The 24,118-nt window shown below is 72.4% G+C and carries 21 protein-coding genes and 1 pseudogene; 11 read left to right on the top strand and 11 right to left on the bottom strand.

Features of this window, described 5'->3' with window-relative positions; genetic code table 11:
• The first annotated feature begins 54 nt into the window (after positions 1–54).
• Together ACSUPT_RS08110 and ACSUPT_RS08105 are read left to right on the top strand one after the other, a co-directional pair.
• Positions 55–525, top strand: coding sequence for a MerR family transcriptional regulator (locus tag ACSUPT_RS08110; RefSeq protein WP_351967588.1), 471 nt, complete (start codon positions 55–57; stop codon positions 523–525).
• Positions 522–1,541, top strand: a complete 1,020-nt coding sequence (locus ACSUPT_RS08105; protein WP_436943890.1) for an aldo/keto reductase — start codon at positions 522–524, stop codon at positions 1,539–1,541. The genes ACSUPT_RS08110 and ACSUPT_RS08105 overlap by 4 nt, the downstream gene beginning before the upstream one ends.
• A 175-nt stretch (positions 1,542–1,716) precedes the next feature.
• Here the strand turns inward: ACSUPT_RS08105 and ACSUPT_RS08100 are convergent, their stop codons facing one another.
• Positions 1,717–2,601, bottom strand: a complete 885-nt coding sequence (locus ACSUPT_RS08100; protein WP_436943888.1) for an NAD(P)-dependent oxidoreductase — start codon at positions 2,599–2,601, stop codon at positions 1,717–1,719.
• Positions 2,602–2,707: 106 nt separating this feature from the next.
• Here ACSUPT_RS08100 and ACSUPT_RS08095 point away from each other — a divergent pair, with 106 nt between their 5' ends.
• Positions 2,708–3,280: a TetR/AcrR family transcriptional regulator gene (locus ACSUPT_RS08095; protein WP_399217193.1), complete on the top strand. Its 573-nt coding sequence runs from the start codon at positions 2,708–2,710 to the stop codon at positions 3,278–3,280.
• 192 nt (positions 3,281–3,472) lie between these two features.
• Here the strand turns inward: ACSUPT_RS08095 and ACSUPT_RS08090 are convergent, their stop codons facing one another.
• From ACSUPT_RS08090 to ACSUPT_RS08060, 7 genes are all read right to left on the bottom strand, one after another.
• Positions 3,473–4,666 carry an acyltransferase family protein gene (locus tag ACSUPT_RS08090; protein ID WP_436943886.1) on the bottom strand — a complete coding sequence of 398 codons (1,194 nt, stop codon included), beginning with the start codon at positions 4,664–4,666 and terminating at the stop codon, positions 3,473–3,475.
• On the bottom strand, positions 4,663–5,694 hold the full coding sequence (locus ACSUPT_RS08085; protein ID WP_436943884.1) for an alpha/beta hydrolase: 1,032 nt from the start codon (positions 5,692–5,694) through the stop codon (positions 4,663–4,665). The genes ACSUPT_RS08090 and ACSUPT_RS08085 overlap by 4 nt, the downstream gene beginning before the upstream one ends.
• A 187-nt stretch (positions 5,695–5,881) precedes the next feature.
• A complete protein-coding gene (locus ACSUPT_RS08080) occupies positions 5,882–6,562 on the bottom strand; it encodes a response regulator transcription factor (protein WP_351967595.1) in 681 nt (226 codons plus the stop codon).
• 22 nt (positions 6,563–6,584) lie between these two features.
• The gene (locus ACSUPT_RS08075) at positions 6,585–7,991 is read right to left on the bottom strand and encodes a sensor histidine kinase (RefSeq protein WP_436943882.1); all 1,407 of its coding nucleotides are present in this window, start codon (positions 7,989–7,991) and stop codon (positions 6,585–6,587) included.
• Between the two features lie 269 nt (positions 7,992–8,260).
• Positions 8,261–9,124, bottom strand: a complete 864-nt coding sequence (locus tag ACSUPT_RS08070; protein ID WP_436943880.1) for a DUF4429 domain-containing protein — start codon at positions 9,122–9,124, stop codon at positions 8,261–8,263.
• A 77-nt stretch (positions 9,125–9,201) separates the two neighbouring features.
• On the bottom strand, positions 9,202–10,425 hold the full coding sequence (locus tag ACSUPT_RS08065) for an alpha/beta hydrolase (protein ID WP_436943879.1): 1,224 nt from the start codon (positions 10,423–10,425) through the stop codon (positions 9,202–9,204).
• A 138-nt stretch (positions 10,426–10,563) separates the two neighbouring features.
• Positions 10,564–11,268 carry a TetR/AcrR family transcriptional regulator gene (locus tag ACSUPT_RS08060; protein ID WP_351967599.1) on the bottom strand — a complete coding sequence of 235 codons (705 nt, stop codon included), beginning with the start codon at positions 11,266–11,268 and terminating at the stop codon, positions 10,564–10,566.
• A 115-nt stretch (positions 11,269–11,383) separates the two neighbouring features.
• Between ACSUPT_RS08060 and ACSUPT_RS08055 the strand changes: the two genes are divergently transcribed.
• Both ACSUPT_RS08055 and ACSUPT_RS08050 read left to right on the top strand, forming a co-directional pair.
• Complete coding sequence (locus ACSUPT_RS08055) at positions 11,384–12,994, top strand: MFS transporter (RefSeq protein ID WP_351967600.1); 1,611 nt, start codon at positions 11,384–11,386, stop codon at positions 12,992–12,994.
• Between the two features lie 212 nt (positions 12,995–13,206).
• The gene (locus ACSUPT_RS08050; protein WP_351967601.1) at positions 13,207–13,599 is read left to right on the top strand and encodes a peptidase inhibitor family I36 protein; all 393 of its coding nucleotides are present in this window, start codon (positions 13,207–13,209) and stop codon (positions 13,597–13,599) included.
• Between the two features lie 164 nt (positions 13,600–13,763).
• On the opposite strand, the gene ACSUPT_RS08045 is transcribed toward ACSUPT_RS08050, so the two are convergent.
• On the bottom strand, positions 13,764–14,717 hold the full coding sequence (locus ACSUPT_RS08045) for a potassium channel family protein (protein ID WP_436943876.1): 954 nt from the start codon (positions 14,715–14,717) through the stop codon (positions 13,764–13,766).
• A gap of 63 nt (positions 14,718–14,780) precedes the next feature.
• A complete protein-coding gene (gene aceE, locus ACSUPT_RS08040; protein WP_436943875.1) occupies positions 14,781–17,528 on the bottom strand; it encodes a pyruvate dehydrogenase (acetyl-transferring), homodimeric type in 2,748 nt (915 codons plus the stop codon).
• 409 nt (positions 17,529–17,937) lie between these two features.
• Between aceE and ACSUPT_RS08035 the strand changes: the two genes are divergently transcribed.
• From ACSUPT_RS08035 to ACSUPT_RS08010, 6 genes and pseudogenes are all read left to right on the top strand, one after another.
• Entirely contained in the window at positions 17,938–18,375 is a 438-nt protein-coding gene (locus ACSUPT_RS08035; protein WP_010472178.1) for a DUF3052 domain-containing protein, read from the top strand.
• A 107-nt stretch (positions 18,376–18,482) separates the two neighbouring features.
• A complete protein-coding gene (locus ACSUPT_RS08030) occupies positions 18,483–18,941 on the top strand; it encodes a peroxiredoxin (protein WP_351967604.1) in 459 nt (152 codons plus the stop codon).
• A 195-nt stretch (positions 18,942–19,136) separates the two neighbouring features.
• Entirely contained in the window at positions 19,137–19,712 is a 576-nt protein-coding gene (locus ACSUPT_RS08025; protein ID WP_315879928.1) for a TerD family protein, read from the top strand.
• Between the two features lie 495 nt (positions 19,713–20,207).
• Entirely contained in the window at positions 20,208–20,783 is a 576-nt protein-coding gene (locus ACSUPT_RS08020; protein ID WP_351967605.1) for a TerD family protein, read from the top strand.
• Positions 20,784–20,883: 100 nt separating this feature from the next.
• Positions 20,884–22,025, top strand: a pseudogene (locus tag ACSUPT_RS08015) (DUF475 domain-containing protein).
• A gap of 115 nt (positions 22,026–22,140) precedes the next feature.
• The gene (locus tag ACSUPT_RS08010) at positions 22,141–22,878 is read left to right on the top strand and encodes a TerD family protein (RefSeq protein ID WP_351968244.1); all 738 of its coding nucleotides are present in this window, start codon (positions 22,141–22,143) and stop codon (positions 22,876–22,878) included.
• 49 nt (positions 22,879–22,927) lie between these two features.
• On the opposite strand, the gene ACSUPT_RS08005 is transcribed toward ACSUPT_RS08010, so the two are convergent.
• The gene (locus ACSUPT_RS08005) at positions 22,928–23,956 is read right to left on the bottom strand and encodes a TerD family protein (RefSeq protein ID WP_436943873.1); all 1,029 of its coding nucleotides are present in this window, start codon (positions 23,954–23,956) and stop codon (positions 22,928–22,930) included.
• Positions 23,957–24,118 lie beyond the last annotated feature (162 nt).

The following is a 24,118-nucleotide window of genomic DNA, read 5'->3' as shown; positions in this document are numbered from 1 at the left end:
CGGGCTCGTCGCGGCGCTTGCTTCGAGTGCGCTCGAAGGTCCTAGCGTGGGGGCATGACGGTGATCGAGAGCACTCCGGCGGCCACCAGGACCCCCGATGCCTGCGCCGCCCCACCGCCCCGCCACCCCCGCCCCGACGGGCGGGACCAGTACACGATCAGCGAGGTCGCGGCCTGGACCGGCCTCAGCGCCCACACCCTGCGCTGGTACGAGCGCATCGGCCTGATGCCGCACGTCGACCGGTCCGCCACCGGCCAGCGCCGCTTCACCAACCGGGACCTGGACTGGCTGACCCTGGTCGGCAAGCTGCGGCTGACCGGCATGCCCGTCGCCGCGATGGTCCGCTACGCCGAGCTGGTCCGCGCCGGCGACCACACCTTCGACGAGCGGCGCGAACTGCTGGAGGCCACCCGCCGCGACGTCCTCTCCCGCATCACCGAACTCCACGAGACCCTCGCCGTACTCGACTACAAGATCGACCACTACGCGGGTGCCCGACGGGCGCCGGAAAGGTCCGCACGATGACCTCAGCAGAGAAGATCCCCCAGGTACGGCTCGGCGCCGGGGGCCCGATGGTGGGCGTCCAGGGGCTGGGCGCCATGGGCATGAGCGAGTTCTACGGCGACACGGACGAGGCGGCGGCCCGCGACACCCTCGACGCCGCCCTCGAAGCGGGTGTCACCCTGATCGACACCGCCGACATCTACGGGCGCGGTGCGAACGAGGAGTTCCTCGCCCCGTTCGTCGCCGCCCACCGCGACGAGATCACCCTGGCGACCAAGTTCGCCGTCGTGCGCGGCGACGACCCCGCCCAGCGGGCCGTCCGCAACGACCCCGCCTACATCAAGTCCGCCGTCGAGGACAGCCTGCGCCGCCTGGGCGTCGAGGTCATCGACCTCTACTACATGCACCGCCGCGACCCGGCCGTCCCGCTCGCCGAATCCGTCGGCGCCATGGCGGACCTCGTCCGCGAGGGCAAGGTCAAGCACCTGGGCCTGAGCGAGGTGACCGGCGACGAGCTGCGCGAGGCCCACGCCGTCCACCCCATCGCCGCGCTGCAGTCGGAGTGGTCGCTGTTCTCCCGCGACGTGGAGGAGAGCGCCGTGCCCGCCGCCGCGGAACTCGGTGTCGCCCTCGTCCCGTACTCGCCGCTCGGCCGGGGCTTCCTCACCGGAGCGTTCACCGACGCCTCCCGGGAACTGTCCGAGGACGACTTCCGGCGCACGCAGCCGCGGTTCTCCGGCGACAACGCCCGCAGCAACGCCGCCCTCCTGGAACCGGTGCGCTCCATCGCCGCCGCACACGGCGCCACGCTCGCCCAGGTCGCCCTGGCCTGGGTCCACCAGCGCGCCGCCGTCCACGGCCTGCCCGTCGTCCCCATCCCGGGCACCCGCAAGCGCGACCGCCTCCTGGAGAACACCGCCGCCACCCGCATCGTCCTCACCGACTCCGAACTCGACCTCCTCGAACCCATCGCCGCCCAGGTGGCGGGCAGCCGCTACTCGGACATGTCCCTCACCTCCGCCGCCCGCGAGAAGTAGCTCCCGTACCGGGCGGCCCCGCCTCCGCGCGGTGCCGGGCGGCCCCGCCTCCGCGCGGTCCGCGCCCGCGTGCCGCGGCGGAAGGCGGCCGCGGCGCACCGCTCGGGCCGTCCGGGGCCCCGCTCCACCGCGCCGCGGCGGCCCGCGCGGTGAAGTGCGGCTCCGGAGGGGCCGGTTACGCCGCGGCCTTCTTCATCAGCTCCACCAGGGCGGAGCAGCTGTCCGCGGCGTGGCCGGCGTCCAGGCCGCGCCGGAAGAGCTCGACGAGCGCCGCCGGGAGCGTGGTGTCGACTCCGGCGTCCGCGTTGGTGTGCAGGACGTGCTCGACGCTGGCCGTGCCCATCGCGAGGCGGTCGACGTCACCGGTGTGCCGGCCCGCGTCGACGCGCTCGGCGTAGAAGGAGAAGAAGCCGGGCAGCGAGTTCGCGGTCTCCACGGCGTGCGGCAGGATGTCCGCCGCCTTCAGGCCGTTGGCGTCGGCGAGGGCGATCGCCTGCCAGTAGCTCAGCATGGAGCTCCAGAACATCACCATGCCGATCTGGTACATGAGCGCGGCGAGCCCCGGGTCCTCGCCCCGGTGGTCGGTCCGGCCCGTGATCACCCGCAGCGCGGGCAGGTGGCGCTCGAACACCTCGCGCGGGCCGCTGTAGAAGGTCTTCGATTCGGCCTGGCCGATCCCGGAGGGCGGCACGGTGACGCCGCCGGTCAGCTGGACGGCACCCCGCTCGGCCGCCCAGCGGGCCGCCGCGCGCGCCTTCTCCGGCGTGTCCGAGCTGAGGTTGACCAGGACCCGGCCTGCCAGGGCGGCCGACGCGGGCTCCAGCAGGGCGTACATCGCGTCGTAGTCGGTGAGGCTGAGGACGACCAGCTCGTTGGCGGCGAGGGCCTCCTCCACGGTCGGCGCGAGCACCGCACCGCGCGCGACCAGGGCGTCCGCGCGCGACGCGGTGCGGTTCCACAGGGTGACGTCGTAGCCGTGGTCGAGGAAGGCGCCGGCCATGGCCTGCCCCATGGGGCCGAGGCCGATGACGGTGACCGACTGCTTGGCGCTGTTGCTCATGATCTCTCCATCCCTCACTAAAACGAGCGCTCTATTTAGGGCGCGACGGAAACGTACCACACCTCTAGAACGAACGCTCTACTCAGTGGGTCGGTACGCTGGCCGCATGGAGACCAGCACTCGGGACCGGATCGTCGTCGCGGCAGCGCGCCTCCTGCAGCGGCAGGGCTACGTCGGCACGGGCATCAAGCAGATCGCCCAGGAGGCGCAGGCGACCCTCGGCTCCGTCTACCACTTCTTCCCGGGCGGCAAGGAAGCCGTCGCCGTCGCCGCGATCAAGCGCGGCAGCGAGGAGTTCGCGGCGCTGCTGCGCGAGGCGCTGGACAGCGAGGACGACCCCGCGGACGCGGTGACGGCCTGCGCCGGGCGCCTCGCCGACGAACTGCGCGAATCCGGCTGGACGGACGGCTGCCCCGTCACGGCGGCGGCCCTGGAGACCCTCGGCACCGACTCGGAGATCCAGCGGGCGTGCGCCGAAGCGCTGCGCGACTGGGAGCAGTTGGTCCGCGACAAGCTGCTGCGGTGCGGCCTTTCCTCCCAGAGCGCCGCCGAACTGGCGGCCACCGTCATCTGCGCCCTCGAAGGCGCCGAGGTCACCGCCCAGGTCAACCGCAGCGAGGAGCCCCTGCGCGTCACCGGCCGACAGCTCGCCCGCCTCATCCGCTCGTACGACTCCTGAGCACCGCGGGCGGGCGGCGGGGCCGGACGGACGGGACGCCGCGAAGGACCACGCCACGGGGCCGCCGGCGGGGCCGGCCGTCGGGCGGCACGGAACCGGAACGCGCCCGCGCCCGCGCCCGCCCGCGCCTCGCGACCGGCGCCCGCCCGCGCCCCCGCGACCGGCGCCCGCCACGCGCCCCCTGGGCGTTCCTCAGGCCAGGCCGAGGGCGAAGGCCATGAAGCCGGCCGCCAGGATGCCCGCCGCCGCGCGGCCCGCCCGTGTGGCCCTGGTCCACGGCGCCTCGAAGACCCGCGCGTACCGGGCTATCAGCACCAGCAGCACCGCGAACACCGGCAGCCACGCCACCCGTGCCGCCAACCACCCCAGGGTGTCCGGCGCGGTGGTCAGTCCGGGTACCGCACCGGCCGTCAGCGACGCGGGCACGGCCGCCGCGAGCATCGCCGTCTGGTGCCAGCACAGGATCGTCATCGCCGACAGGTTGACCACCACGACGGGCGCCCACAGGGCGGGCCGCCGCAGCAGCGCGCCGATCCGGTCCCGCAGCAGTATCGCGGCGCCGCTCTGCGCGGACGCCAGGGCCAGGACCAGCAGCGACGGCGGGTGCGAGTTGGTGCGCGCCTCGCCCGGCACCCCCACCATCGACGCCGGGTAGTGGAACACCGCCAGCAGCGCGGCGAACAGGACCGCCCCGCCGACGAGCAGCACCCATGCCTCCCGCCGGCCGATCCGGCGCTCCCCCCACGACACCCCCAGCTGGTACGCGAACAGCCAGCCCGGCAGCACGTTCAGCACGCCCAGCCACGACGGGACCGCCTCGGCGTACGGCCCGTACCGCAGCAGGTCCACCACGGCGACGGTCGCGAGCAGCGGCGCCGCCGCCCACGCCCCCATGACCCGCGAGGCCCGCACACACCAGGGCGTCAGCGCGGTGACCACCGTGTACACGCCCACGAACCACAGGGGCTGGATCACCAGCGTCGCCCCGGTCCGCAGGGTGTCGCCGGGTATGCCCGCCGCCGAGCCGGCGGCTGCCAGCCCGGCCCACACGGCGGTGACCCCCAGCACGGGCCGGCCGAGCCGGGCGCTCCTGCCGCGCAGCCACTGCCCGGTGCCGCCCGGCCGTCGCCGGTAGGACAGCACGGAGGCGTAACCGCCGACGAGGAAGAAGACGCCGAGCATCTGCAGGACCCAGCTGGCGGGCGCGAGGCCCCCGAACGCGGACAGCGGACTGGCGTTGTGGATCGCACCGTCGGCGTCCAGGGTGAACCCGCCGAGCAGCCAGTGCCCGGTCGGCACGGCCAGCAGCGCCAGGGCGCGCAGTCCGTCGACGGCCCGGTCGCGATGGGCCGGTGTGCGCTGTTCGATGCGGTCGGCGAGCTTCACGCCGCCTCCCCTCGGGCGATCGCGGCGAACGCGCGCAGCGAGTCGGTGCCGGGCGCGAAGTACCCGTCGTGGCCGCGGGCGCCCTCCGCGGGCACCCGGCGGGCGCCGAACGCGTCGGACGCCGGGTCCTCACCGTGCCCCAGCCCCAGGAACGCCACATGGGGCACCCTCGATATCCAGTCGTCCGGTGCCTTCGCGGCCCACACCCGGGCGTTCGTGCCCAGCTCCGCGACGTTCGCCGCACGCATCCCCGGCGACCCGAAGACCACCAGGTCCTTGGCCTTCACGTCCGCCGCCGCCAGCCCGCACACCACGGAGCCGTAGCTGTGGCAGAACAGCGACGGGGCCGGTGCGCCCGTCGCGACGAGCCCGCCGGTGAGGCGGGCCAGCCGCTCCGCCCCCGCCTCGGCGAGGCCGCCGGTCGCCGCGTCCGGGCCGACCCCGACCGGAGTCGTGTACCCGGCCCAGGCGATCACCGCGGTGCGCCCCCGTGTCGCCGCGCGCAGCTGCCGCGCCATCCCGGCCGGCGTGCCGTACGGGGACCGGGCGCGGTCGTACGACCCCGCGTCGATGTCCGAGCCCGGCACCACGACCGCCACATGGCGGCTGCGCTCCAGGTCGCCGAACACCTCCGCCACCAGGCCGCGCCCCCGCGGGTCGAAGGCCAGGAGGCGGCGGCCGGCCAGATGCCCGTACCGCGCGTCGCGGGCCGCCGCCAGGGCGTTCGCCTCGTACCGCAGGGCCACCGGGACCCCGTCCAGATTGCCCACCACGCCCGGGTGCCGCCGGGCGAGCCGGTGCCGCTGCGCCTCGTCCAGGCCCCGGAAGAACGCGGCCACCTCGGCGGGCGAGGCCCGGTCGGGGTCGGGCAGCGGCCGTCCCAGCGACGTGTCGGCGACCCACTGGGAAGTCCCCGGCGGCGGGCCCGTCATGGCCTGCTGCGCCGTTCCCGACGCCCACCCGGTGGTCCCGGCGACGACGGTCGTGGCCAGCGCGGCTGCCACCAGAGTCCTCTTGAAACGGCGCATGACGCCCCCCTCTTCCTGCCTCGTGCGGTGCGACGAGGAGGAAGGTAGGAAGACGGCACCCGGGCGAACGTCACCCTGCGGAGCCAACTCCGGAGTGATACCGGGGTAGGGGGTGTCCTACCCCGGCGGTCCGGGACGGGGCCGGGCGGGGTGTCCTACCCCGGCGGTCCGGGACGGGGCCGGGCGGTCACACCGTTTCGCCGGGCGTGACCAGCCCCGACTCGTAGGCGAACACCACCGCCTGCGCCCGGTCGCGCAGCTCGAGCTTGGCGAGGACCCGCCCGATGTGGGTCTTCACGGTCTGCTCGGCGAGGACGAGCCGCGCGGCGATCTCCTGGTTGGACAGGCCGCGGGCGACCAGCTCCAGTACCTCCGTCTCACGCGGCGTCAGGCCGTTGAGCCGCACGGAGCGCTCCTTGCGCGGCGCGGGGCGCTGGGCGGCGAAGTCCTCGATGAGCCGCCGCGTCACGGACGGGGCGAGCAGGGCCTCACCGCCCGCGACCACCCGCACGGCGGCGATCAGATCGGCCGGCGGGGCGTCCTTGAGGAGGAAGCCGGACGCACCGGCGCGCAGCGCCTCGTACACGTAGTCGTCCACGTCGAACGTCGTCAGCATGAGGACCTTCGGCCGGTGCGTCACGCCGGGCGGCGGGTTCAGCAGCTCGCGGGCCGCCGCGAGCCCGTCCATCTCCGGCATGCGCACGTCCATCAGCACCACGTCGGGGTGCGTGGAGCGGCCCACCTCGACCCCGGCCCGCCCGTCCGGCGCCTCGCCCACGACGTCGATGTCGGGCTGCGCCGACAACAGCGCGGCGAATCCCGCCCGCACCATGGCCTGGTCGTCGACGATGATCACGCGGATGGTCACGAGTTCCCCCCATGCTCGATGGTCAGGGAAGCCGTACCGTCAGCGGCAGCCGCGCCGCCACCCGGAAGCCGCCGTCCGGCAGCGGTCCCGTGTCGAGGCTCCCCCCGGTCAACCGTACGCGCTCGCGCATCCCGATCAGACCGTGTCCCGTCCCCGAGGTCTCCACCGGCATCGACGGCGAAGCGGACTGGGCGGGCGGGCCGTTGACGACGAGGACGATCAGCCACTGCCAGTTGGGGGAGCGGGAGAGGGACACCCGCGTCCGGGCGCCCGGCGCGTGCCGCACCACGTTCGCGAGGGCCTCCTGCACGATCCGGTACGCCGACAGGTCCACGGCCTGCGGCACCGGGCCCAGGTCGGCCTCCAGCCGCAGCTCCACGGGCAGTCCCGCCCGTATCGTCGCCTCCACCAGCTGCTGCACCCGGTCGATGCCCGGCTGCGGGGCCCGCTCGCCCTCGGTGTTCTCGCTGCGCAGGACGGCCAGCAGCCGCCGCATCTCGGTCAGGGACTCGCGCGCGGACGACGCTATGGAGGAGAACTCCTCACGCGCCGCCTCGGAGAGGCCCTCGATCCGGTAGGGCGCCGAATCCGCCTGCACGGTGATCACCGACATGTGGTGGGCGACCACGTCGTGCAACTCGCGGGCGATCCGGGCCCGTTCCTCCAGCAGCGTCCGCCGGGCCCGTTCGGCCTCGCTGATCGTCTCCTGCTCCACCAGCCGGCGCCGGGCGTCGCCCCGCTCCCTGAGCATCCCGGTTATCAGCAGGACGACACCGCTCAGCACGAACAGCACCAGATGGACGGTGCCGCCCCCGCGCGCCTGGCCGACCTGCTCCAGGATGAACCCGGCGGCGCCCGTCACCAGCCACACACCGACCAGCGTCCGCCGCTGTTCGCGCAGCCCCACGGGAAGCATCAGCGCGAGATAGCCGACGATCACCATCGGCGTCCACGGCCACGGCCGGCCCTCCGCGGCATCCGCGTTCATGGTGACCACGGCGCCGAGGACGTCGGCGGGGAAGACCACCCACCACGCCTGGAGGGGCCGGGCCACGGCCATCAGCAGGGGAGCGGTCTGCGCCGTGGCCAGCAGCCCGGCGATACCGCCGTTCACGCCGTAGTCGTTGATGAGCACCAGCACCGTGACGGGCAGCAGCGACGCGATGAGCGCCAGCGCCACCCCGTACGGCACGAGCCGCATCCACCGCGATCCCGCCTGGCCCAGCAGCGGCACCCCCGGTTCGGCGGGCGTCGACAGGGCCGCGCCCAGCGCCCGCACCGCATCCCCCGTGAAGCGCCGCGCACCGGCCAGCGCCCGTTGCGCGCGCGTAGGCGGAGGCGGCGCGGGCCGGGGCGGGAAGGGGAACGGGTCCTCCCGCCGAGGGCGGGGCGGGTCGTCCGGCGGGAGGGGCGGGGGAAGGGTGCTCATGGTCCCGGAAGCCTAGGCACGCGCCGTACCGACCGGCGTCATACCAGGGAGCCAACTGCCCGCCTCATACCCTGGTATGACACGCCCGCCGCGCCCGCCGCGCCCGCCGCGCCCGCCGCGCCCGCCGCGCCCGCCGCGCCCGCCGCGCCCGCCGCGCCCGCCGTGCCCGCCGCGCCCGCCGCGGCGGGGCCGCGGGCCCGGCATCGGAGCGGCAGAGCCCGCCCGCGGGACGCCGGCCCACGCGCCTCGGCCCCAGGCGCCCGAACGCCCTACAGCTCGGCGAGGAGCTCCGCCTTCTTCGCCGTGAACTCCTCGTCCGTCACCAGTCCCGCCTGGTGCAGATCTCCGAGATGTCTGATCCGGTCCGCTATGTCCGCCGGGTCGCGCCTGCCGGCCCCGACCGGAACCGGTACGGGCACCGCCCGGTCGGCGTCCCGTACGGCCTGGAGCACGGCGGCGGCGAACGGCAGCGACTCGTGGACCGGGCCGTACCCGAGGCCGAACACGACCGCCGCCGGGTCCTGGTCCGGCTGGACCGGCGCCGCGTCGCCGGCGCCGCGCCGCACCAGCCTCAGATAGCCGTCGAGGACATCGGGCGAACGCCACTCCACCCCGCTGAGGTCGCTCACCGCGAAGGACTGGTCGCCCGCCTTCCACTTGGCCGACGAGGCACCCGTCCAGAACCATCGGAAGGAAACGTTCCGGCCATCGAAGGACGCCTTGCCGTCGTACGCCTTGAACTGCACCGGCGGCTCCGGAGCGGCCACGAGGAACCGCTCGGCCGGCTCGCCGCGCTCCGGCACGAGCCGCGCTCTGAGCTCGTCGGCGTAGTACTCGGCGAGGGTCTCCCGGTCGGCGGGCAGCACCAGCCGGTACGGGTCGCAGCTCTCCTTCAACTGCCCGTCCGCCACTGCCATCAGCGGGTCGGCGCCCGCCCGCGGCACGGCATGCAGAACCACCGTGCCCCGCTTGCCGGGGGAGAGCGTCACCGATGCCAGTGCCGCGTGCGGCACGCGTCTTTCGCGCAGCGTCTGGAACAGCTTCGGCGCGCGGATTCCCCGTTCGAAGCGGATGAGCACGGCGTCGGTTTCGAACTCCCAGGTGGCATGAATTCCGGCCAGCACATCACCCATGTGCCTCATCGTATGCGGCGGGCGCCCGCGCGTCGCCCCCTGGAAGACGGGTGGAAATGGACTGCGCTGCCCGACTTCTACGCGGGTCCGCCCGGCGCGGCACCGGAAGAACCGCCGCGGCAGCGGTCCGCCGCGTCGGCGCAGCGCACGTCCTCGTACGTCCCGACCCCTATCTCCGCGAAGTTCCGCAGGCTCTCGGTGCCCGGCACGAAGTACCCGCCGTGCCCCGCGGCGCCGTCCGCCGACAGCAGCCGCGCACCGAACTCGGGCGCCACCGGGTCGGCGCCGTGCCCCAGGCCGCCGACGTCCAGGTGCGGCACGTCGGCGATCCAGTCGTCGGCGTCCCGCATGGCCCACACCCGTGCCCGCGTGCCGAGCGCGGCGGCCGTCTCCGCCCGCATGCCGGGGCTCCCGGCCACGGCGATGTCGGCGACCCGCGAAGGCAGGCGGCGCGCGGCGAGCCCGCACACCACGGAGCCGTAGCTGTGGCAGAACAGCGAGACGCGCGACGAGCCGGGCAGCGCCCGCGTCAGGGAGGCGAGCCGCAGCGAGCCCTCCGCTGCGAGCTTCCCCGTCATCGCGTCCATGCCGACGCCGGTGGGCGCCGTGTAGTCGGCCCACGCGATGACGGCGGTCCGCACACGCGGCTCGGCCGCGCGCTGGGCGGCGTACAGGGACTCGGCCATCCCGTACGGCGCCGTGTAGCGGCGGGCGGTCTTCTCGAAGGTCAGCAGATGCGTGTCGACGCCCGGGACGACCACCGAGACCCGCTCGGCGCGCTCCAGGTCCCCGAACACCTCCGCGACCCGGCCCTTTCCCGACGGATCGAACGCCAGGATCTGCCGTGCGCCCGACAGGAGCGACGAGAAGCGGTGCACCCGCCGCGCCGCCTCCCCGCGGCCTTCGGCGGAGAGCCGCCGGTCCGCGACGCGGGCGCGCTCGGCGGCGAGGGCCCGGCGCAGCGTGTGCCGGTTCGCCTGGTAGCGCAGACGGACCGGGACGCCGTCGAGATTGCCGACCAGCAGCGGATGCCGCTCGGCGAGCCGGTTCCGCTGGGCGGGCCTGAGCGAGGCGAAGAACGCCGCCAGGCGGACCGACGGCGCGGTGAGGCCGGGGAGCGGGCGGCCGCCGATCCGGTCGGCGCGCCACGCCGCGGCCGCCGCTCCCCACGCGTCCGCCGGGACGGTGCGCGCGCGGGGCGGGCCGGTCCATCCGGACGTGGCGAGGAGAACGAAGATCACCGCGAGGGCCAGCAGGGTCCGCCAGACGGTGGGCGAGGAGGAGGCGATGGTGGGAGTCACTACGAGACACCCTAGGAGAGAGCGCGGGGCCTCCGTGGCAGGCGTGACGCAGATCACGGTTTGCCGCGCCCCTCCGGGGCGGGCACCGCCCCCGCTGTACGGCGCGTCACCGCGGTGACGCCCAGGCGGGGGCGGCGGTCACACGCTGTTCGTGCCCTTCGCCGGTGGGCGGGGCGTGGGAGCGGAGGTTTCGCGCCAGTCCGTGGCGAGCGCGGGCCCCAGGTGGTCCAGGTAGCGGACGGTGAGGGCCCGGAGGCTGTCCAGGCTCGGTTCGTGGCCCTGGACCCACAGCTGGCCGGCGGCCCGCATGACGCTGCCGAAGCAGGCGACGACCACGCGCGGCCTGGGGTCGGCGTCCACGTCGAGGCCTTCGCGTTCGGCGATGAGCCGGGCGACGTACTCCTCCACGTCCAGGGAGCGGCGCAGATGGACGGCGAGCAGCGTCGGCGTCGACTCGATCACCTGGAGCATCCGCAGGTAGACGTCGACGGGGACGATCTCGGTGATGGCCTCGCCGATCGTGTCCCAGGTCTCGAGGACGGAGTTGCGCAGGGCGTCGAACGGGCCCTCCCCGGCGGGGCGTGCCCGCAGCGCCTCCACGAAGTGCTGCTCCGTCATCGCCTGCACGGCGAAGGCGGCGGCCTCCTTGCCGGCGAAGTAGCGGAAGAAGGTGCGCTGGGACACCTCGACGGCCTCGGTGATCTCGTCGACCGTCGTCTCCTCGTACCCCTTCGTCGTGAAGAGTTCGAGCGCGGTGCGCAGCAGGGCGGTGCGGGTGCGTTGCTTCTTCCGCTCCCGCAGGCCGGGGGCGGGCCCCGGCGAGGGCGACTGCCCAACCGTCACTTCATGTCCTCGTTTCCCGTTCTTCACCGGCTCCGCCCGAATGTGAGCCAGGTGACAGTTACCGGCGTATGAATTGCTTTGTCAATTGTCAGTGGCTGACACTAGCCTCGCCGGTATGACTGGTCAGACCACCATCCATAAGGCACCACAGAGCCCCGAACCCGTGCCCGCACCGGCCAGGGGGCTGCGGGGCCACCCGTGGCTCACGCTGTTCAGTGTCGCCGTCGGTGTGATGATGGTCGCGCTTGACGGCACGATCGTCGCCATCGCCAACCCCGCGATCCAGCGGGATCTCAACGCGTCCCTCTCCGATGTCCAGTGGATCACCAACGGCTATCTGCTCGCCCTCGCCGTCGCGCTGATCACGGCGGGCAAGCTCGGTGACCGCTTCGGCCACCGCCAGACGTTCCTCATAGGCATCGCCGGGTTCGCGGCCTCCTCCGCGGCGATCGGCCTCTCCGACTCCATCGCCCTGGTCATCGCCTTCCGCGTGCTCCAGGGCCTCTTCGGCGCCCTGCTGATGCCGGCCGCGCTCGGCCTGCTGCGCGCCACCTTCCCCGCCGAGAAGCTCAACATGGCCATCGGCATCTGGGGCATGGTCATCGGCGCCTCGACCGCGGGCGGCCCGATCGTCGGCGGCCTCCTCGTCGAGCACGTCAGCTGGCAGTCGGTGTTCTTCATCAACGTGCCCGTCGGCATCCTCGCGGTGGCCCTCGGCTTCGTGATCCTCAAGGACCACCGGGCGGAGAACGCGCCGCGCTCCTTCGACCTGCTCGGCATCGTGCTCCTCTCCGCGGCCATGGCCTCCCTGATCTGGGGAATCATCAAGGCCGGAGAGAGCTGGGGCTGGGGCAGCGGCAAGACGTGGGCGTTCCTGCTCGGCGCCGTCGTCCTCTTCACACTCTTCGCCCTGTGGCAGCTCAAGGTCCGCGAGCCGCTCGTCCCGCTCGGGCTGTTCCGCTCCGTCCCGCTCTCCGCGGGCGTGGTCCTCATGGTCCTCATGGCGTTCGCCTTCATGGGCGGCCTGTTCTTCGTGACGTTCTACCTCCAGGGCGTCAAGGGCCTCAGCCCCGTCGACAGCGGACTGCGCCTGCTGCCGCTGACGGCCATGATGATCGTCTCCTCGCCGCTCGCCGGCGCCCTGATCACCAAGTTCGGCCCGCGCATCCCGCTCGTCGGCGGCATGCTCTGCACCGCCGCCGCGATGTTCGGCATGCTCACCCTCGCGCCCGGGACGGGCACGCTCGCCACGTCGTTCTGGTTCGCCCTCCTCGGGCTGGGCCTCGCGCCCGTCATGGTGGGCGCCACCGAGGTCATCGTCGGCAACGCCCCGCTGGAGCTGTCCGGCGTGGCCGGCGGCCTCCAGCAGGCCGCCATGCAGGTCGGCGGCGCCCTGGGCACGGCCGTGCTCGGCGCGGTGATGTCCTCCAAGGTCAACGCCGACTTCGAGGACAACTGGAAGGACGCCGGCATCCCCGTGCCGCCCGCGCCGGAGCTGGAGCAGGCGGCGGAGTTCGGCATGGTCCCGCAGGAGCTCGCCAAGGCTCCCGGGATGACGCCGGACATGATGGGGACGATCAGCAAGGTCATCCACGACACCTTCATGTCGGGCATGGGCCTGGCCTTCACCGTCGCCGGTGTCGTGGCGGTCCTGGCGGCTCTCGTCGCGACGTTCACCAAGCGTGGCGCCAACGCCGAGGCCGGCGGGGGCGGCGTCCACATCTGACCCTGGCGGCACGATCGCGAAGCACCAGGTCAAAGGCCCCGGCGCACCATGGCGCCGGGGCCTTCGGCATGCCGCCTCACCCGTCATCCCCGCTACTCTCCGTCACTCTTCCGGGTGGATGATCCCGCGAGCCCTTCCCTTCGACTGTCACTCTGCGTCAAGCTCGGGTCAGACATCGATACGGAGTGTCACGACTCGGGGGGTTGATTCCCATGCGTACGTCCTCACGTCCCGTCCTCACCACCGCCGTGCTCGGCATGAGCGCGCTCGCCATCGCCGCGCTGTCCGCCTTCGCCGCGCCCGCCGGCGCCGCGCCGCCCACCCTCGGGCCGTGCGACAGCGGCCAGCTGTGCCTGTGGGGGAAGGAGGGCTTCAAGGGCAAGCGGCAGACACACGAGCTGGCCACGACGGACGTCGACAGCTGCGTGGCGCTGCCCGCGGGCACCACGGCGGCGGCCCTCGCCAACCGCACAGGACGACCGGTCACCACCTACCAGTCCGCCACGTGCGGGGAGACGGGGGAGTTCGAGACCTACCCGGGCAGCGGCACATGGGTGCCGCGCTCGCCCTACCAGGTCCGCGCGATCAAGATCTGGGAGAACTGAGGCCGGACCCGCACCAGGCCAGGGCCCGCTTGACCGGGGGCCCTCGCCTGGACCCGGCCCGCGCTCTGCGCCGTTACTGGCCCGGTCAGGCGGTCCGGCGAGAGCGACGCCCCCGGTCCGGCGGGCGCGGGGCCGGTCGGACCGGGGAGGGAACAGCCGGCTGGTCAGGTGAGGGGACCGAGTGGTCCGGCGGGCGCGGAGCCGGCCGGTCCGGTCGGGGCACGGACGGCTCCCGGCAGGGCCGGCGGGTCCGGTGCGGGCGGGGCCGGCCGGTCCGGCGGGCGCGGGGCCGACCCCTCCGGTGAGGACCGATCCGGTGCGGACCGATCCGGTGGGGACTGGTCCGGGAGACGTGGGGCCGGGGTGTCCGGTGCGTCGGTGCCGGGCGTCGCGCGGGTGGCGGAGAGGCGGGCGACCTCGGCGCGCAGCTCCCGCACCTCATGCGTCAGGGCCTCCAGTACGGCGGTCCGGTGCCGCTCCTCCGCGTCGTCCCGCTCGAAGCGGGCGATGAACCACGCGGCGATGTTCGCCGTCACCACACCCAGCAGGGCGATGCCCGACAGCATCAGGCCCACCGCCAGCAGCCGGCCGAGCCCGGTCTTCGGCGCGTGGTCGCCGTAGCCCACCGTCGTCATCGTCGTGAACGACCACCACACCGCGTCGCCCAGCGTCCGGATGTTCCCGTCCGGCGCCTCGCGCTCCACCTGGAGCACGGCGAGCGAGCCGAACATCATCAGCCCGACCACCGAGCCGGCCACGTAGGTCGTCAGGCGCACCTGCGACGCCATCCGGGCCCGCTTGCCCACCAGCACCAGCGTCGACACCAGCCGCAGCAGCCGCAGCGGCTGGATCAGCGGAAGCAGCACCACCAGGAGGTCCAGCCAGTGAGCCCGTACGAACACCCGACGCGCCGGCGCCAGGTACAGCCGCACGAGGTAGTCCGCGGCGAAAGCCGCCCACACCGTCCACTCCAGGCCCAGACACAGCCGGTGCACCCACGGCTCGGCGCCGGGAGCGACGATCGGCACCGCGTACGCGACACCGAACGCCACCGCCAGGGCCAGCAGTGGCCGCTGTGTGCACTCCTCCCACCGGACCTGCGCCGTCGCCTCTTTCATGCCGGGCATCGTAAGCGGAGGCCGGGGGTCCGGGCGTATCGGCGACCGGACCCCCCGCCGCCCTCAGGCGTCGCCGCCGGCCGTACCGGGGTCGGCGGCCGACACGTCCAGCAGCCGGTAGCGGTCCACCGCCTGCTTCAGCGCCGAGCGGTCCACCTTGCCCTGCTTGGCCAGCTCCGTCAGCACGGCGAGCACGATCGACTGCGCGTCGATGTGGAAGTAGCGGCGGGCGGCGCCGCGCGTGTCCGCGAAGCCGAAGCCGTCCGCGCCGAGCGAGCTGTACGGGCCGGGCACCCAGCGCGAGATCTGGTCCGGGACCGACCTCATCCAGTCCGACACCGCCACGAAGGGACCCTCCGCACCCGACAGCTTCCGCGTCACGTACGGCACGCGGGGCTCCTCGTCCGGGTGCAGCAGGTTGTACTCCTCCGCCTCCACCGCGTCGCGGCGCAGCTCGTTCCACGACGTCGCCGACCACACGTCGGCGCGGACGTTCCACTCCTCCGCCAGGATCCGCTGCGCCTCCACGGCCCAGGGGACGGCCACGCCGGACGCCATGATCTGCGCGGGGATCGAGCCGGCCTGGCCCGAGCTGAACCGGTAGACGCCCTTGACGATGCCCTCGACGTCGACGTCGGCAGGCTCCGCCGGGTGCTGGATCGGCTCGTTGTACACGGTCAGGTAGTAGAAGACGTCCTCGCCGTGCGGGTGCTCCTCCGAGGAGCCGTACATCCGCCGCAGGCCGTCCTTCACGATGTGCGCGATCTCGTATCCGAAGGCCGGGTCGTAGGCGACGCACGCCGGGTTCGTCGACGCCAGCAGCTGCGAGTGGCCGTCCGCGTGCTGGAGTCCCTCACCGGTCAGCGTCGTACGGCCGGCGGTCGCGCCCAGGACGAAACCGCGCGCCAGCTGGTCGGCCATCTGCCAGAACTGGTCACCGGTCCGCTGGAAGCCGAACATCGAGTAGAAGACGTACACGGGGATGAGCGGTTCGCCGTGCGTGGCGTACGCCGAACCGGCCGCGATCAGCGAGGCCGTGCAGCCCGCCTCCGAGATGCCGTCGTGCAGCATCTGCCCGGTCGGCGACTCCTTGTAGGCGAGCAGCAGCTCCCGGTCCACCGCCTCGTACTGCTGGCCCAGCGGGTTGTAGATCTTGGCGCTCGGGAAGAACGAGTCCATGCCGAACGTGCGGTACTCGTCCGGCGCGATCAGCACGAACCGCTTGCCGATCTCCTTGTCCCGCATCAGGTCCTTCAGCAGCCGCACGAACGCCATCGTCGTCGCGATCGACTGCTGCCCCGACCCCTTCTTCACCGCGGCGTACGCCTGGTCGCCCGGCAGCGTCAGCGGCTTCGACCGGACGACACGGGTCGGGACGTACCCGCCCAGCGCCTTGCGCCGGTCGTGCATGTACTGGATCTCCTCCGAGTCCCGGCCCGGGTGGTAGTACGGCGGCAGGCCGGACTCCAGCTCGCTGTCGGGGATCGGCAGGTGCAGACGGTCGCGGAACCGCTTCAGGTCGTCCACCGTCAGCTTCTTCATCTGGTGGGTGGCGTTGCGGCCCTCGAAGTTCGGGCCGAGCGTCCAGCCCTTGACCGTCTGGGCCAGGATCACCGTCGGCTGGCCCTTGTGGGCCTTGGCCGCCGCGTACGCCGCGTAGATCTTCCGGTGGTCGTGGCCGCCGCGCCCCAGGTGGAGCAGCTGCTGGTCGGTCATGTTCTCGACCATGGCGCGCAGCCGGTGGTCGTCGCCGAAGAAGTGCTCCCGGATGTACGAGCCGGACTCCGTCGCGTACGTCTGGAACTGCCCGTCCGGCGTCGTGTTCATCTTGTTGACGAGGATGCCGTCGCGATCCTGGGCCAGCAGCGGGTCCCAGGAGCGGTCCCACACCAGCTTGATCACGTTCCAGCCGGCGCCGCGGAAGACCGACTCCAGCTCCTGGATGATCTTGCCGTTGCCGCGCACGGGCCCGTCGAGGCGCTGCAGGTTGCAGTTGACGACGAAGGTCAGATTGTCGAGGCCCTCGCGGGCGGCCAGGGTGAGCTGCCCCAGCGACTCGGGCTCGTCCATCTCGCCGTCGCCCAGGAACGCCCACACATGGGACCGGGAGGTGTCGGCGATGCCGCGCGCCTCCATGTAGCGGTTCATCCGCGCCTGGTAGATCGCCCCCAGCGGGCCCAGGCCCATGGACACCGTGGGGAACTCCCAGAAGTCCGGCATCAGGCGCGGGTGCGGATACGACGACAGGCCGTTCGGGTACTTCGACTTCTCCTGGCGGAAGCCGTCGAGCTGCTCCTCGCTCAGCCGGTCCAGCAGGAAGGCGCGGGCGTAGATGCCGGGCGAGGCATGGCCCTGGAAGAAGATCTGGTCGCCGCCGTCGCCCTCGTCCTTGCCGCGGAAGAAGTGGTTGAAGCCCACGTCGTACAGGGAGGCGGAGGAGGCGAAGGTGGCGATGTGGCCGCCCACGCCGATGCCGGGGCGCTGTGCGCGGGAGACCATCACGGCCGCGTTCCAGCGGGTCGCGTTGAGGATCTTCCGCTCGATCTCCTCGTTGCCGGGGAAGAACGGCTCGTCCTTGGTGGCGATGGTGTTGACGTAGTCGGTGCTGCGCATCTCGGGCACGGCCACGCGCTTCTCGCGGGCCCGCTCGATCAGCCGCAGCATCAGATAGCGAGCGCGTTCCCGCCCCCGCTCGTCGACGGCGGCGTCCAGGGAGTCGAGCCATTCCCGGGTCTCTTCCGGATCGAAGTCCGGGACCTGGCTGGGGAGGCCGCCAATGATGATCGGATTGCGATCGGTTCCGGAAGCCACGCTGTTCCTTCGCTGTTCGATGTGTCTACGGCTGATGGCATGCGGGACGGAGTGTCGGCTTTGCGGTCGCGTCGCCACCATCGTGTACCCCGTGGACGCCCACGTCATCTCTACCGAGGGGTAACCCGCTTTCGCGGTCCGCGGCCCGTGCGCGCGGGGCGGTGCCCGGACCCCTGGCGGGCGCGTGCCGCATACAACCCCCTAAAGTGGGTCAAGAGGTGTGGTGTGTGTCACGAACGCGGGAGGGCGGGTACCCGGAGTTGCGGCAGGACGGCCCCAAAAGTCACCGTTTCGGCGGTCTAGGTCGCCGGGTACTTGCGCGATCCGTCCAGCACGTGTGGACTACGCCCAATGCCACGCGTACGCGCGCGGCCGAAGCACTTTCCCATTCATGATCAGGAGGCAAGCCGTGAGCGCGACCGCGGACCACGCGGAGGAGCGGACCAACCCGGCCGCAAGGCTGGGGTTCGAGCCCGGACAGGTGGTCCAGGAGATCGGCTACGACGACGATGTCGAGCAGGAGCTCCGTGAGGACATCGAGGCTGTCATCGGCCAGGAACTCGTGGACGAGGACTACGACGACGTCGCCGACGTCGTGCTGCTGTGGTTCCGCGACGAGGACGGCGACCTCACGGACGCGCTGGTCGACGCCATCGGCCTGATCGAGGAGGGCGGCCAGATCTGGCTCATGACGCCCAAGACCGGGCGTGACGGCTACATCGAGCCCAGCGACATCAACGAGGCCGCCCAGACCGCCGGCCTCTCCCAGACCCGGAGCATCAACGCGGGCAAGGACTGGGTCGGCAGCCGCCTGGTCAGCCCGAAGGCGGGCAAGCCCAAGCGCTGACCGCCCGGCTCCCACAGCCCTTGAGGTCCCCGCCGAGCACATCGGCGGGGACCTCGTTGCGTAGGGTGGGACCCCAGCGATCCGCCCACCGAAGGGATGCTTTTGCCATGGCGATCGAGGTCGGCACGAAGGCCCCGGACTTTGAACTGAAGGACAACCACGGGCGTACCGTGCGACTCGGCGACTTCCGCGGCGAGAAGAACGTCGTGCTGCTCTTCTACCCGTTCGCGTTCACCGGGGTCTGCACCGGCGAGCTGTGCGCGCTGCGGGACCAGCTGCCCCGCTTCGTCAACGAGGACACCCAGCTGCTGGCCGTCTCCAACGACTCCATCCACACCCTGCGCGTGTTCGGCGAGCAGGAGGGCCTGGAGTACCCGCTGCTGTCGGACTTCTGGCCGCACGGCGAGGTCTCCCGCGCCTACGGCGTCTTCGACGAGGAGAAGGGCTGCGCGGTGCGCGGCACCTTCATCATCGACAAGGAGGGCATCGTGCGCTGGACCGTCGTCAACGGTCTGCCGGACGCCCGCGACCTGAACGACTACGTCAAGGCCCTCGACGCGCTCTGAGGTCCCCGGGGCGCGGGGCGGCCACCGGGACGTGTGGGACCCCGCGCCCGCGCGGCTGTGCGACGGCACGGCCGAAACCCCTGACTCATCGGTTCAAGAGCCTGCTCACGGTGGGAACCCCTCACTAGTATCCAGTCGTTGATCCGATGCCACGCACGACGGGGGCGCTGCCCCTGGAAACCAATGGAGGGACTCGTGGGAGTCAGCCTCAGCAAGGGCGGCAACGTCTCGCTGACCAAGGCCGCGCCCAATCTGACCGCGGTCACGGTCGGTCTCGGCTGGGACGTCCGCACCACCACCGGTACGGACTTCGACCTGGACGCGAGCGCTCTGCTGCTGAACGCCCAGGGCAAGGTCGCCACCGACGGCAACTTCGTCTTCTTCAACAACCTGAAGAGCCCCGACGGTTCCGTCGAGCACACCGGCGACAACCTGACCGGTGAGGGCGAGGGCGACGACGAGCAGATCAAGGTCAATCTGGCCACGGTCCCGGCCGACGTCGACAAGATCGTCTTCCCGGTCTCCATCTACGACGCCGAGACCCGCCAGCAGTCCTTCGGCCAGGTGCGCAACGCGTTCATCCGCGTCGTGAACCAGGCCAACAACGAGGAGCTCGCCCGCTACGACCTGAGCGAGGACGCCTCGACGGAGACGGCGATGGTCTTCGGCGAGCTGTACCGCCACGGCGCGGAGTGGAAGTTCCGTGCCATCGGCCAGGGTTACGCCTCCGGCCTGCGCGGCATCGCGCAGGACTTCGGCGTGAACGTCTGAGCCGTACGCAGCACCGTCCGGCGCCGCACCCGCCCGTGCGGCGCCGGACGCGCGGTCCCACCGGTACGGCACAGGTCATCAAATCCACCGCCCGCACCGCACCCGCCACCCGCACCACGGCGGCGCATCGCACCACCCGCACCGGGCGCGGGCGCGACACCCGGCGCACCAGGCCGGCACCACCCGGGCGCGGCGCCCACCCGGGCCGGTCCGCGGGCACCGCACACCGCGCCCCGCGGGCACCGCACCGCACGAGCGGCCCGCAGGCACCGGCACCACCAGGCACCGGCACCACCAGGCACCGCAGCACCGCGCACCGCGTCGGCACCGCACCGCGCACCACGGCCGCACCGCACCGTCAGGCGCGGCGCCCACAGGCCGACCGGCCGGGACACCGCACCCGGCGGGGGGCGCCCACAGGCCGCCGGCCCACCGGCACGGCACCGCACCACGGGCTCACAGGACAGCAGTACGTCACCGGGGAGGATCATCGTCATGGGCGTCACGCTCGCCAAGGGAGGCAACGTCTCCCTCTCCAAGGCCGCACCCAATCTGACCCAGGTGCTGGTCGGTCTCGGCTGGGACGCGCGCTCCACCACCGGAGCGCCCTTCGACCTCGACGCCAGCGCGCTGCTCTGCCAGTCCGGCAGGGTCCTCGGCGACGAGTGGTTCGTCTTCTACAACAACCTCACCAGCCCGGACGGCTCCGTCCAGCACACCGGTGACAACCTCACCGGTGAGGGTGACGGCGACGACGAGTCGCTGATCGTGGACCTCACGCTCGTCCCCGCCCACTGCGACAAGATCATCTTCCCCGTGTCGATCCACGAGGCGGACAACCGGGGCCAGACGTTCGGCCAGGTCAGCAATGCCTTCATCCGCGTGGTCAATCAGGCGGACGGCCAGGAGCTGGCCCGCTACGACCTGAGCGAGGACGCTTCCACGGAGACCGCGATGATCTTCGGCGAGCTCTACCGCTATGGCGGCGAGTGGAAGTTCCGGGCCGTCGGTCAGGGGTATGCGTCCGGCCTGCGGGGCATCGCTCTAGACTTCGGGGTCAATGTTTCCTAAAGCTCGTCTCAGGGTTCGTGCAAGGCCCGGCGCAATCGGCGTGGAGGAGCCCCTCCCGCAGGCTTCGCCCGGGGGGACCCCCAACACGATTGGGTAGTCAGTGGTTCTGAAAACCTTCGGCTGGTCGTTCGCCGTCACGGCGCTCGGCCTCGCATTCGCCGCCTGGCAGTGGGGGTGGGAGGCGTTCGGGATCGTACTGATCCTGTCGATCCTCGAAATCTCCCTCTCCTTCGACAACGCGGTCGTCAACGCCGGAATCCTCAAGAAGATGAATGCCTTCTGGCAGAAGATCTTCCTGACGATCGGCATTCTGATCGCCGTGTTCGGTATGCGACTGGTCTTCCCGGTCGTCATCGTCGCGATCAGCGCCAAGGTCGGCCCGATCGAGGCCGTGCAGCTGGCGCTCGACCAGCCGAAGCAGTACGAGGCACTGGTCACCGACGCCCACGCGGCCATCGCCGCCTTCGGTGGGATGTTCCTGCTGATGATCTTCCTCGACTTCATCTTCGAGGAGCGGGAGCACAAGTGGCTGGCGTGGCTGGAGCGCCCGGTCGCCAAGCTCGGCAAGGTCGACATGCTGTCGGTCTGCATCGCCCTCATCGTCCTCCTGGTCAGCGCGATCACCTTCGCCACCGAGGCGCACACCAGCGCCGGCCACGCCGACAAGTCGGCGACCGTGCTGCTCTCCGGCGTCGCCGGTCTGATCACCTACCTGGTCGTCGGCGGCCTCTCCGGCTACTTCGAGGACAAGCTGGAGGAAGAGGAGGAGCGGGAGCACGAGGAGGAGGAGAAGGCCAAGAAGCAGGGCAAGCCGGTCTCCGCGGTCGGCCTCGCCGGCAAGCCGCGTTCTTCCTCTTCCTCTACCTGGAGGTCCTCGACGCCTCCTTCTCCTTCGACGGTGTCATCGGCGCCTTCGCCATCACGAACCACATCTTCTGGATGGCGCTCGGCCTCGGCATCGGCGCCATGTACGTCCGGTCGCTCACCGTCTACCTGGTCCGCCAGGGCACGCTGGACGACTACGTGTACCTGGAGCACGGCGCCCACTACGCCATCGGCGCCCTCGCCGTCATCCTGCTCATCACCATCCAGCACGAGATCAGCGAGCTCATCACCGGCACCATCGGCGTGTTCCTGATCGCCGCGTCCTTCTACTCCTCGGTCCGCCGCAACAAGCGCATCGCGGCCGAGGGCGGCGCGGACGGCCCCGGCGAGAAGGCCGAGGTCCCGTCCGGAGTGTGACGGTCACCGCACGATCCGGGGTGTGACCACCCCGGTGGTGCGGAACGCTTCCTTGCGGGGCGGCCGGGAGCTCCCGGCCGCCCCGCCGCGTATCCGTACACCTTTGGGGGGTGGCATGGCCTTCTGGGACAGCCTGCGGCAGAACAGGACGGCGCAGTTCGACTCGGGCAGCGCCGCGACCAACGCGATCGGCCTGACCCGGCGGCGTCCGACGCTCTCGCTGACCAAGCAGGGCGCCGCGACCGGCAATCTCCGCGTCAACCTCTCCTGGAAGATGCGCACATCCGACTTCGACAGCAGGCCCCGGCAGAGCGGCCGGCTGCTGCGGCACCCGCTGAAGTTCTTCCAGCCCGAACCGGTCCAGGCGCACACCAGGGCCGTGGCCAGCGTCGACCTGGACATCGGGTGCCTGTACGAGCTGGCCGACGGGTCGAAGGGGGTCGTCCAGCCGCTCGGCGGCTACTTCGGCGACCTCAACGAACCGCCGTACGTGAAGCTCAGCGGCGACGACCGGTTCGGCTCGTCCGGCGAGACGATCTTCGTCAACCTCGACCACCGCGACGACTTCAAGCGGCTGCTGTTCTTCGTCTACATCTACGACCAGACGCCCGCCTTCGACCGGACGCACGCCATGATGACGCTCTACCCGAGCAGCGGCCCGCGCATCGAGATCGAGCTGGACGAGCGCGCCCCGGAGGCCCGCTCCTGCGCGGTGTTCCTGCTGGAGAACGTCAAGGGAGAGCTGGTGGTGCGGCGCGAGGTCAAGTTCGTCTACGGCTTCCAGGGCGAACTGGACCGGATGTACGGCTGGGGCATGCAGTGGGGCCGCGGCTTCAAGACCGGGGCGTCCTGACGGCCGCGCCGCCGCGCCCCCGCCCGTCCGCCCCGGCCCCGCCCCCGGCTCACCGCTGGAACTGCGGGCCCATCGGCGGCAGCTGGAAGTACGGGTCCGGGACCGGCGCGCCGGCCGCCGCGGCCGCGGGCTGGGGCGCCGCGTGCGGGTAGCCGTACGCGGGCTGGGACGTGGGCTGCGGGTACCCGTACGCGGGCTGGCCCGCTCCGGGGTGCGGGTAGCCGTACGCCGGCGGAGCGGTCGGCGGGGGCGGCGGCACCGGGGGTACGGGCGGGATGGCGGGCGCGGCGGTCGCGCCCGGTGCTGCGGCGGCCGGGGTGACGGCGGCAGGGGTGACGGCGGCCGGGGCCGGGGCGGCGCCGGTGGCCGGGCCGGGTATCGCCTGGGTCGCGTCCGCGTCGGCCGTACCGGCAGCGGGCACTGCGCCGGTCGGCGCGGCCGCGGAAGTGGCGGAGGCGGAGGACTCGGCAGTGGAGGCCGCGGAGGGGGAGGGCAGCGACGGGGCCTGCCCGCCCTCGGAGCCCTCGCCGGACTCCTCCTCGACCGAGATGCCGAACGCCGTGGCCAGGCCGATCAGGCCCGTCGGATAGCCCTGGGCCACCGCGCGGAACTTCCACCCCTCGCCCCTGCGGTAGAGCTCGCCGCAGATCATGGCGGTCTCCTCGCCCGTCTCCGGACGCACATGGAACGACGCCAGCGCCTCGGCGTCCTCGCCCGCGGCGGCGTCGTACAGCACGATCCGCAGGTCCGGGACGTGGGCGAAGGTGCCGCCGTCCGAGGAGGCCGCGATCACCACCTGCTCCACGGACGGCTCAAGGCCCGCGAGGTCCGTCTTGACCGTGTCGGTGAGCCCGTCCTCCACCCGCTTCTTCGCCAGCCGCCGCACCGCGCCGGACGGGTGCCGGGGCTGGTTGTAGAAGACGAAGTCCTCGTCGGAACGCACCCGCCCGTCCTGGCCGAGCAGCAGGGCCGAGGCGTCCACGTCGGGGACCTCCGGGCCAGGGGTCCAGCGCAGTACGGCCCGTACGGCCGCGGCGTCGAGGGGGACGTTCGAGCCCTTCAGCATCTCGTGCGTCATGCCCGTCATCCTGCCTGGCCACCCGCCCGGCGGACAACGCGGGGGCCCGAACCGGGCGCGCCGACCGCGAGGGGCGGCACCCGGAGTCGGTGCCGGTGTCACCCGGCGTTCATATCGACGGGGAACCGGCGACACTTGTCCTTACGTACTATTACCGGCCAC

Origin of the sequence: Streptomyces sp. SudanB25_2051 (assembly GCF_964272635.1) — a bacterium.
Classification (GTDB): Bacteria; Actinomycetota; Actinomycetes; order Streptomycetales; family Streptomycetaceae; genus Streptomyces.
Note: the sequence above shows the minus strand (reverse complement) of the source record. Positions and strands in the feature narration are given on the sequence as shown.

Bases quoted from the DNA above. Each gene is read 5' to 3' on its own strand.
- ACSUPT_RS08010 (WP_351968244.1), top strand. From the start codon at position 22,141: ATGGCCTTCTGGGACAGCCTGCGGCAGAACAGGACGGCGCAGTTCGAC.
- ACSUPT_RS08055 (WP_351967600.1), top strand. From the start codon at position 11,384: ATGACTGGTCAGACCACCATCCATAAGGCACCACAGAGCCCCGAACCC.
- ACSUPT_RS08050 (WP_351967601.1), top strand. From the start codon at position 13,207: ATGCGTACGTCCTCACGTCCCGTCCTCACCACCGCCGTGCTCGGCATG.
- ACSUPT_RS08075 (WP_436943882.1), bottom strand. From the start codon at position 7,991: ATGAGCACCCTTCCCCCGCCCCTCCCGCCGGACGACCCGCCCCGCCCT.
- ACSUPT_RS08020 (WP_351967605.1), top strand. From the start codon at position 20,208: ATGGGCGTCACGCTCGCCAAGGGAGGCAACGTCTCCCTCTCCAAGGCC.
- ACSUPT_RS08005 (WP_436943873.1), bottom strand. From the start codon at position 23,956: ATGACGCACGAGATGCTGAAGGGCTCGAACGTCCCCCTCGACGCCGCG.
- ACSUPT_RS08085 (WP_436943884.1), bottom strand. From the start codon at position 5,694: ATGCGCCGTTTCAAGAGGACTCTGGTGGCAGCCGCGCTGGCCACGACC.
- ACSUPT_RS08095 (WP_399217193.1), top strand. From the start codon at position 2,708: ATGGAGACCAGCACTCGGGACCGGATCGTCGTCGCGGCAGCGCGCCTC.
- ACSUPT_RS08045 (WP_436943876.1), bottom strand. From the start codon at position 14,717: ATGAAAGAGGCGACGGCGCAGGTCCGGTGGGAGGAGTGCACACAGCGG.
- ACSUPT_RS08100 (WP_436943888.1), bottom strand. From the start codon at position 2,601: ATGAGCAACAGCGCCAAGCAGTCGGTCACCGTCATCGGCCTCGGCCCC.
- ACSUPT_RS08110 (WP_351967588.1), top strand. From the start codon at position 55: ATGACGGTGATCGAGAGCACTCCGGCGGCCACCAGGACCCCCGATGCC.
- ACSUPT_RS08070 (WP_436943880.1), bottom strand. From the start codon at position 9,124: ATGGGTGATGTGCTGGCCGGAATTCATGCCACCTGGGAGTTCGAAACC.
- ACSUPT_RS08030 (WP_351967604.1), top strand. From the start codon at position 18,483: ATGGCGATCGAGGTCGGCACGAAGGCCCCGGACTTTGAACTGAAGGAC.
- ACSUPT_RS08105 (WP_436943890.1), top strand. From the start codon at position 522: ATGACCTCAGCAGAGAAGATCCCCCAGGTACGGCTCGGCGCCGGGGGC.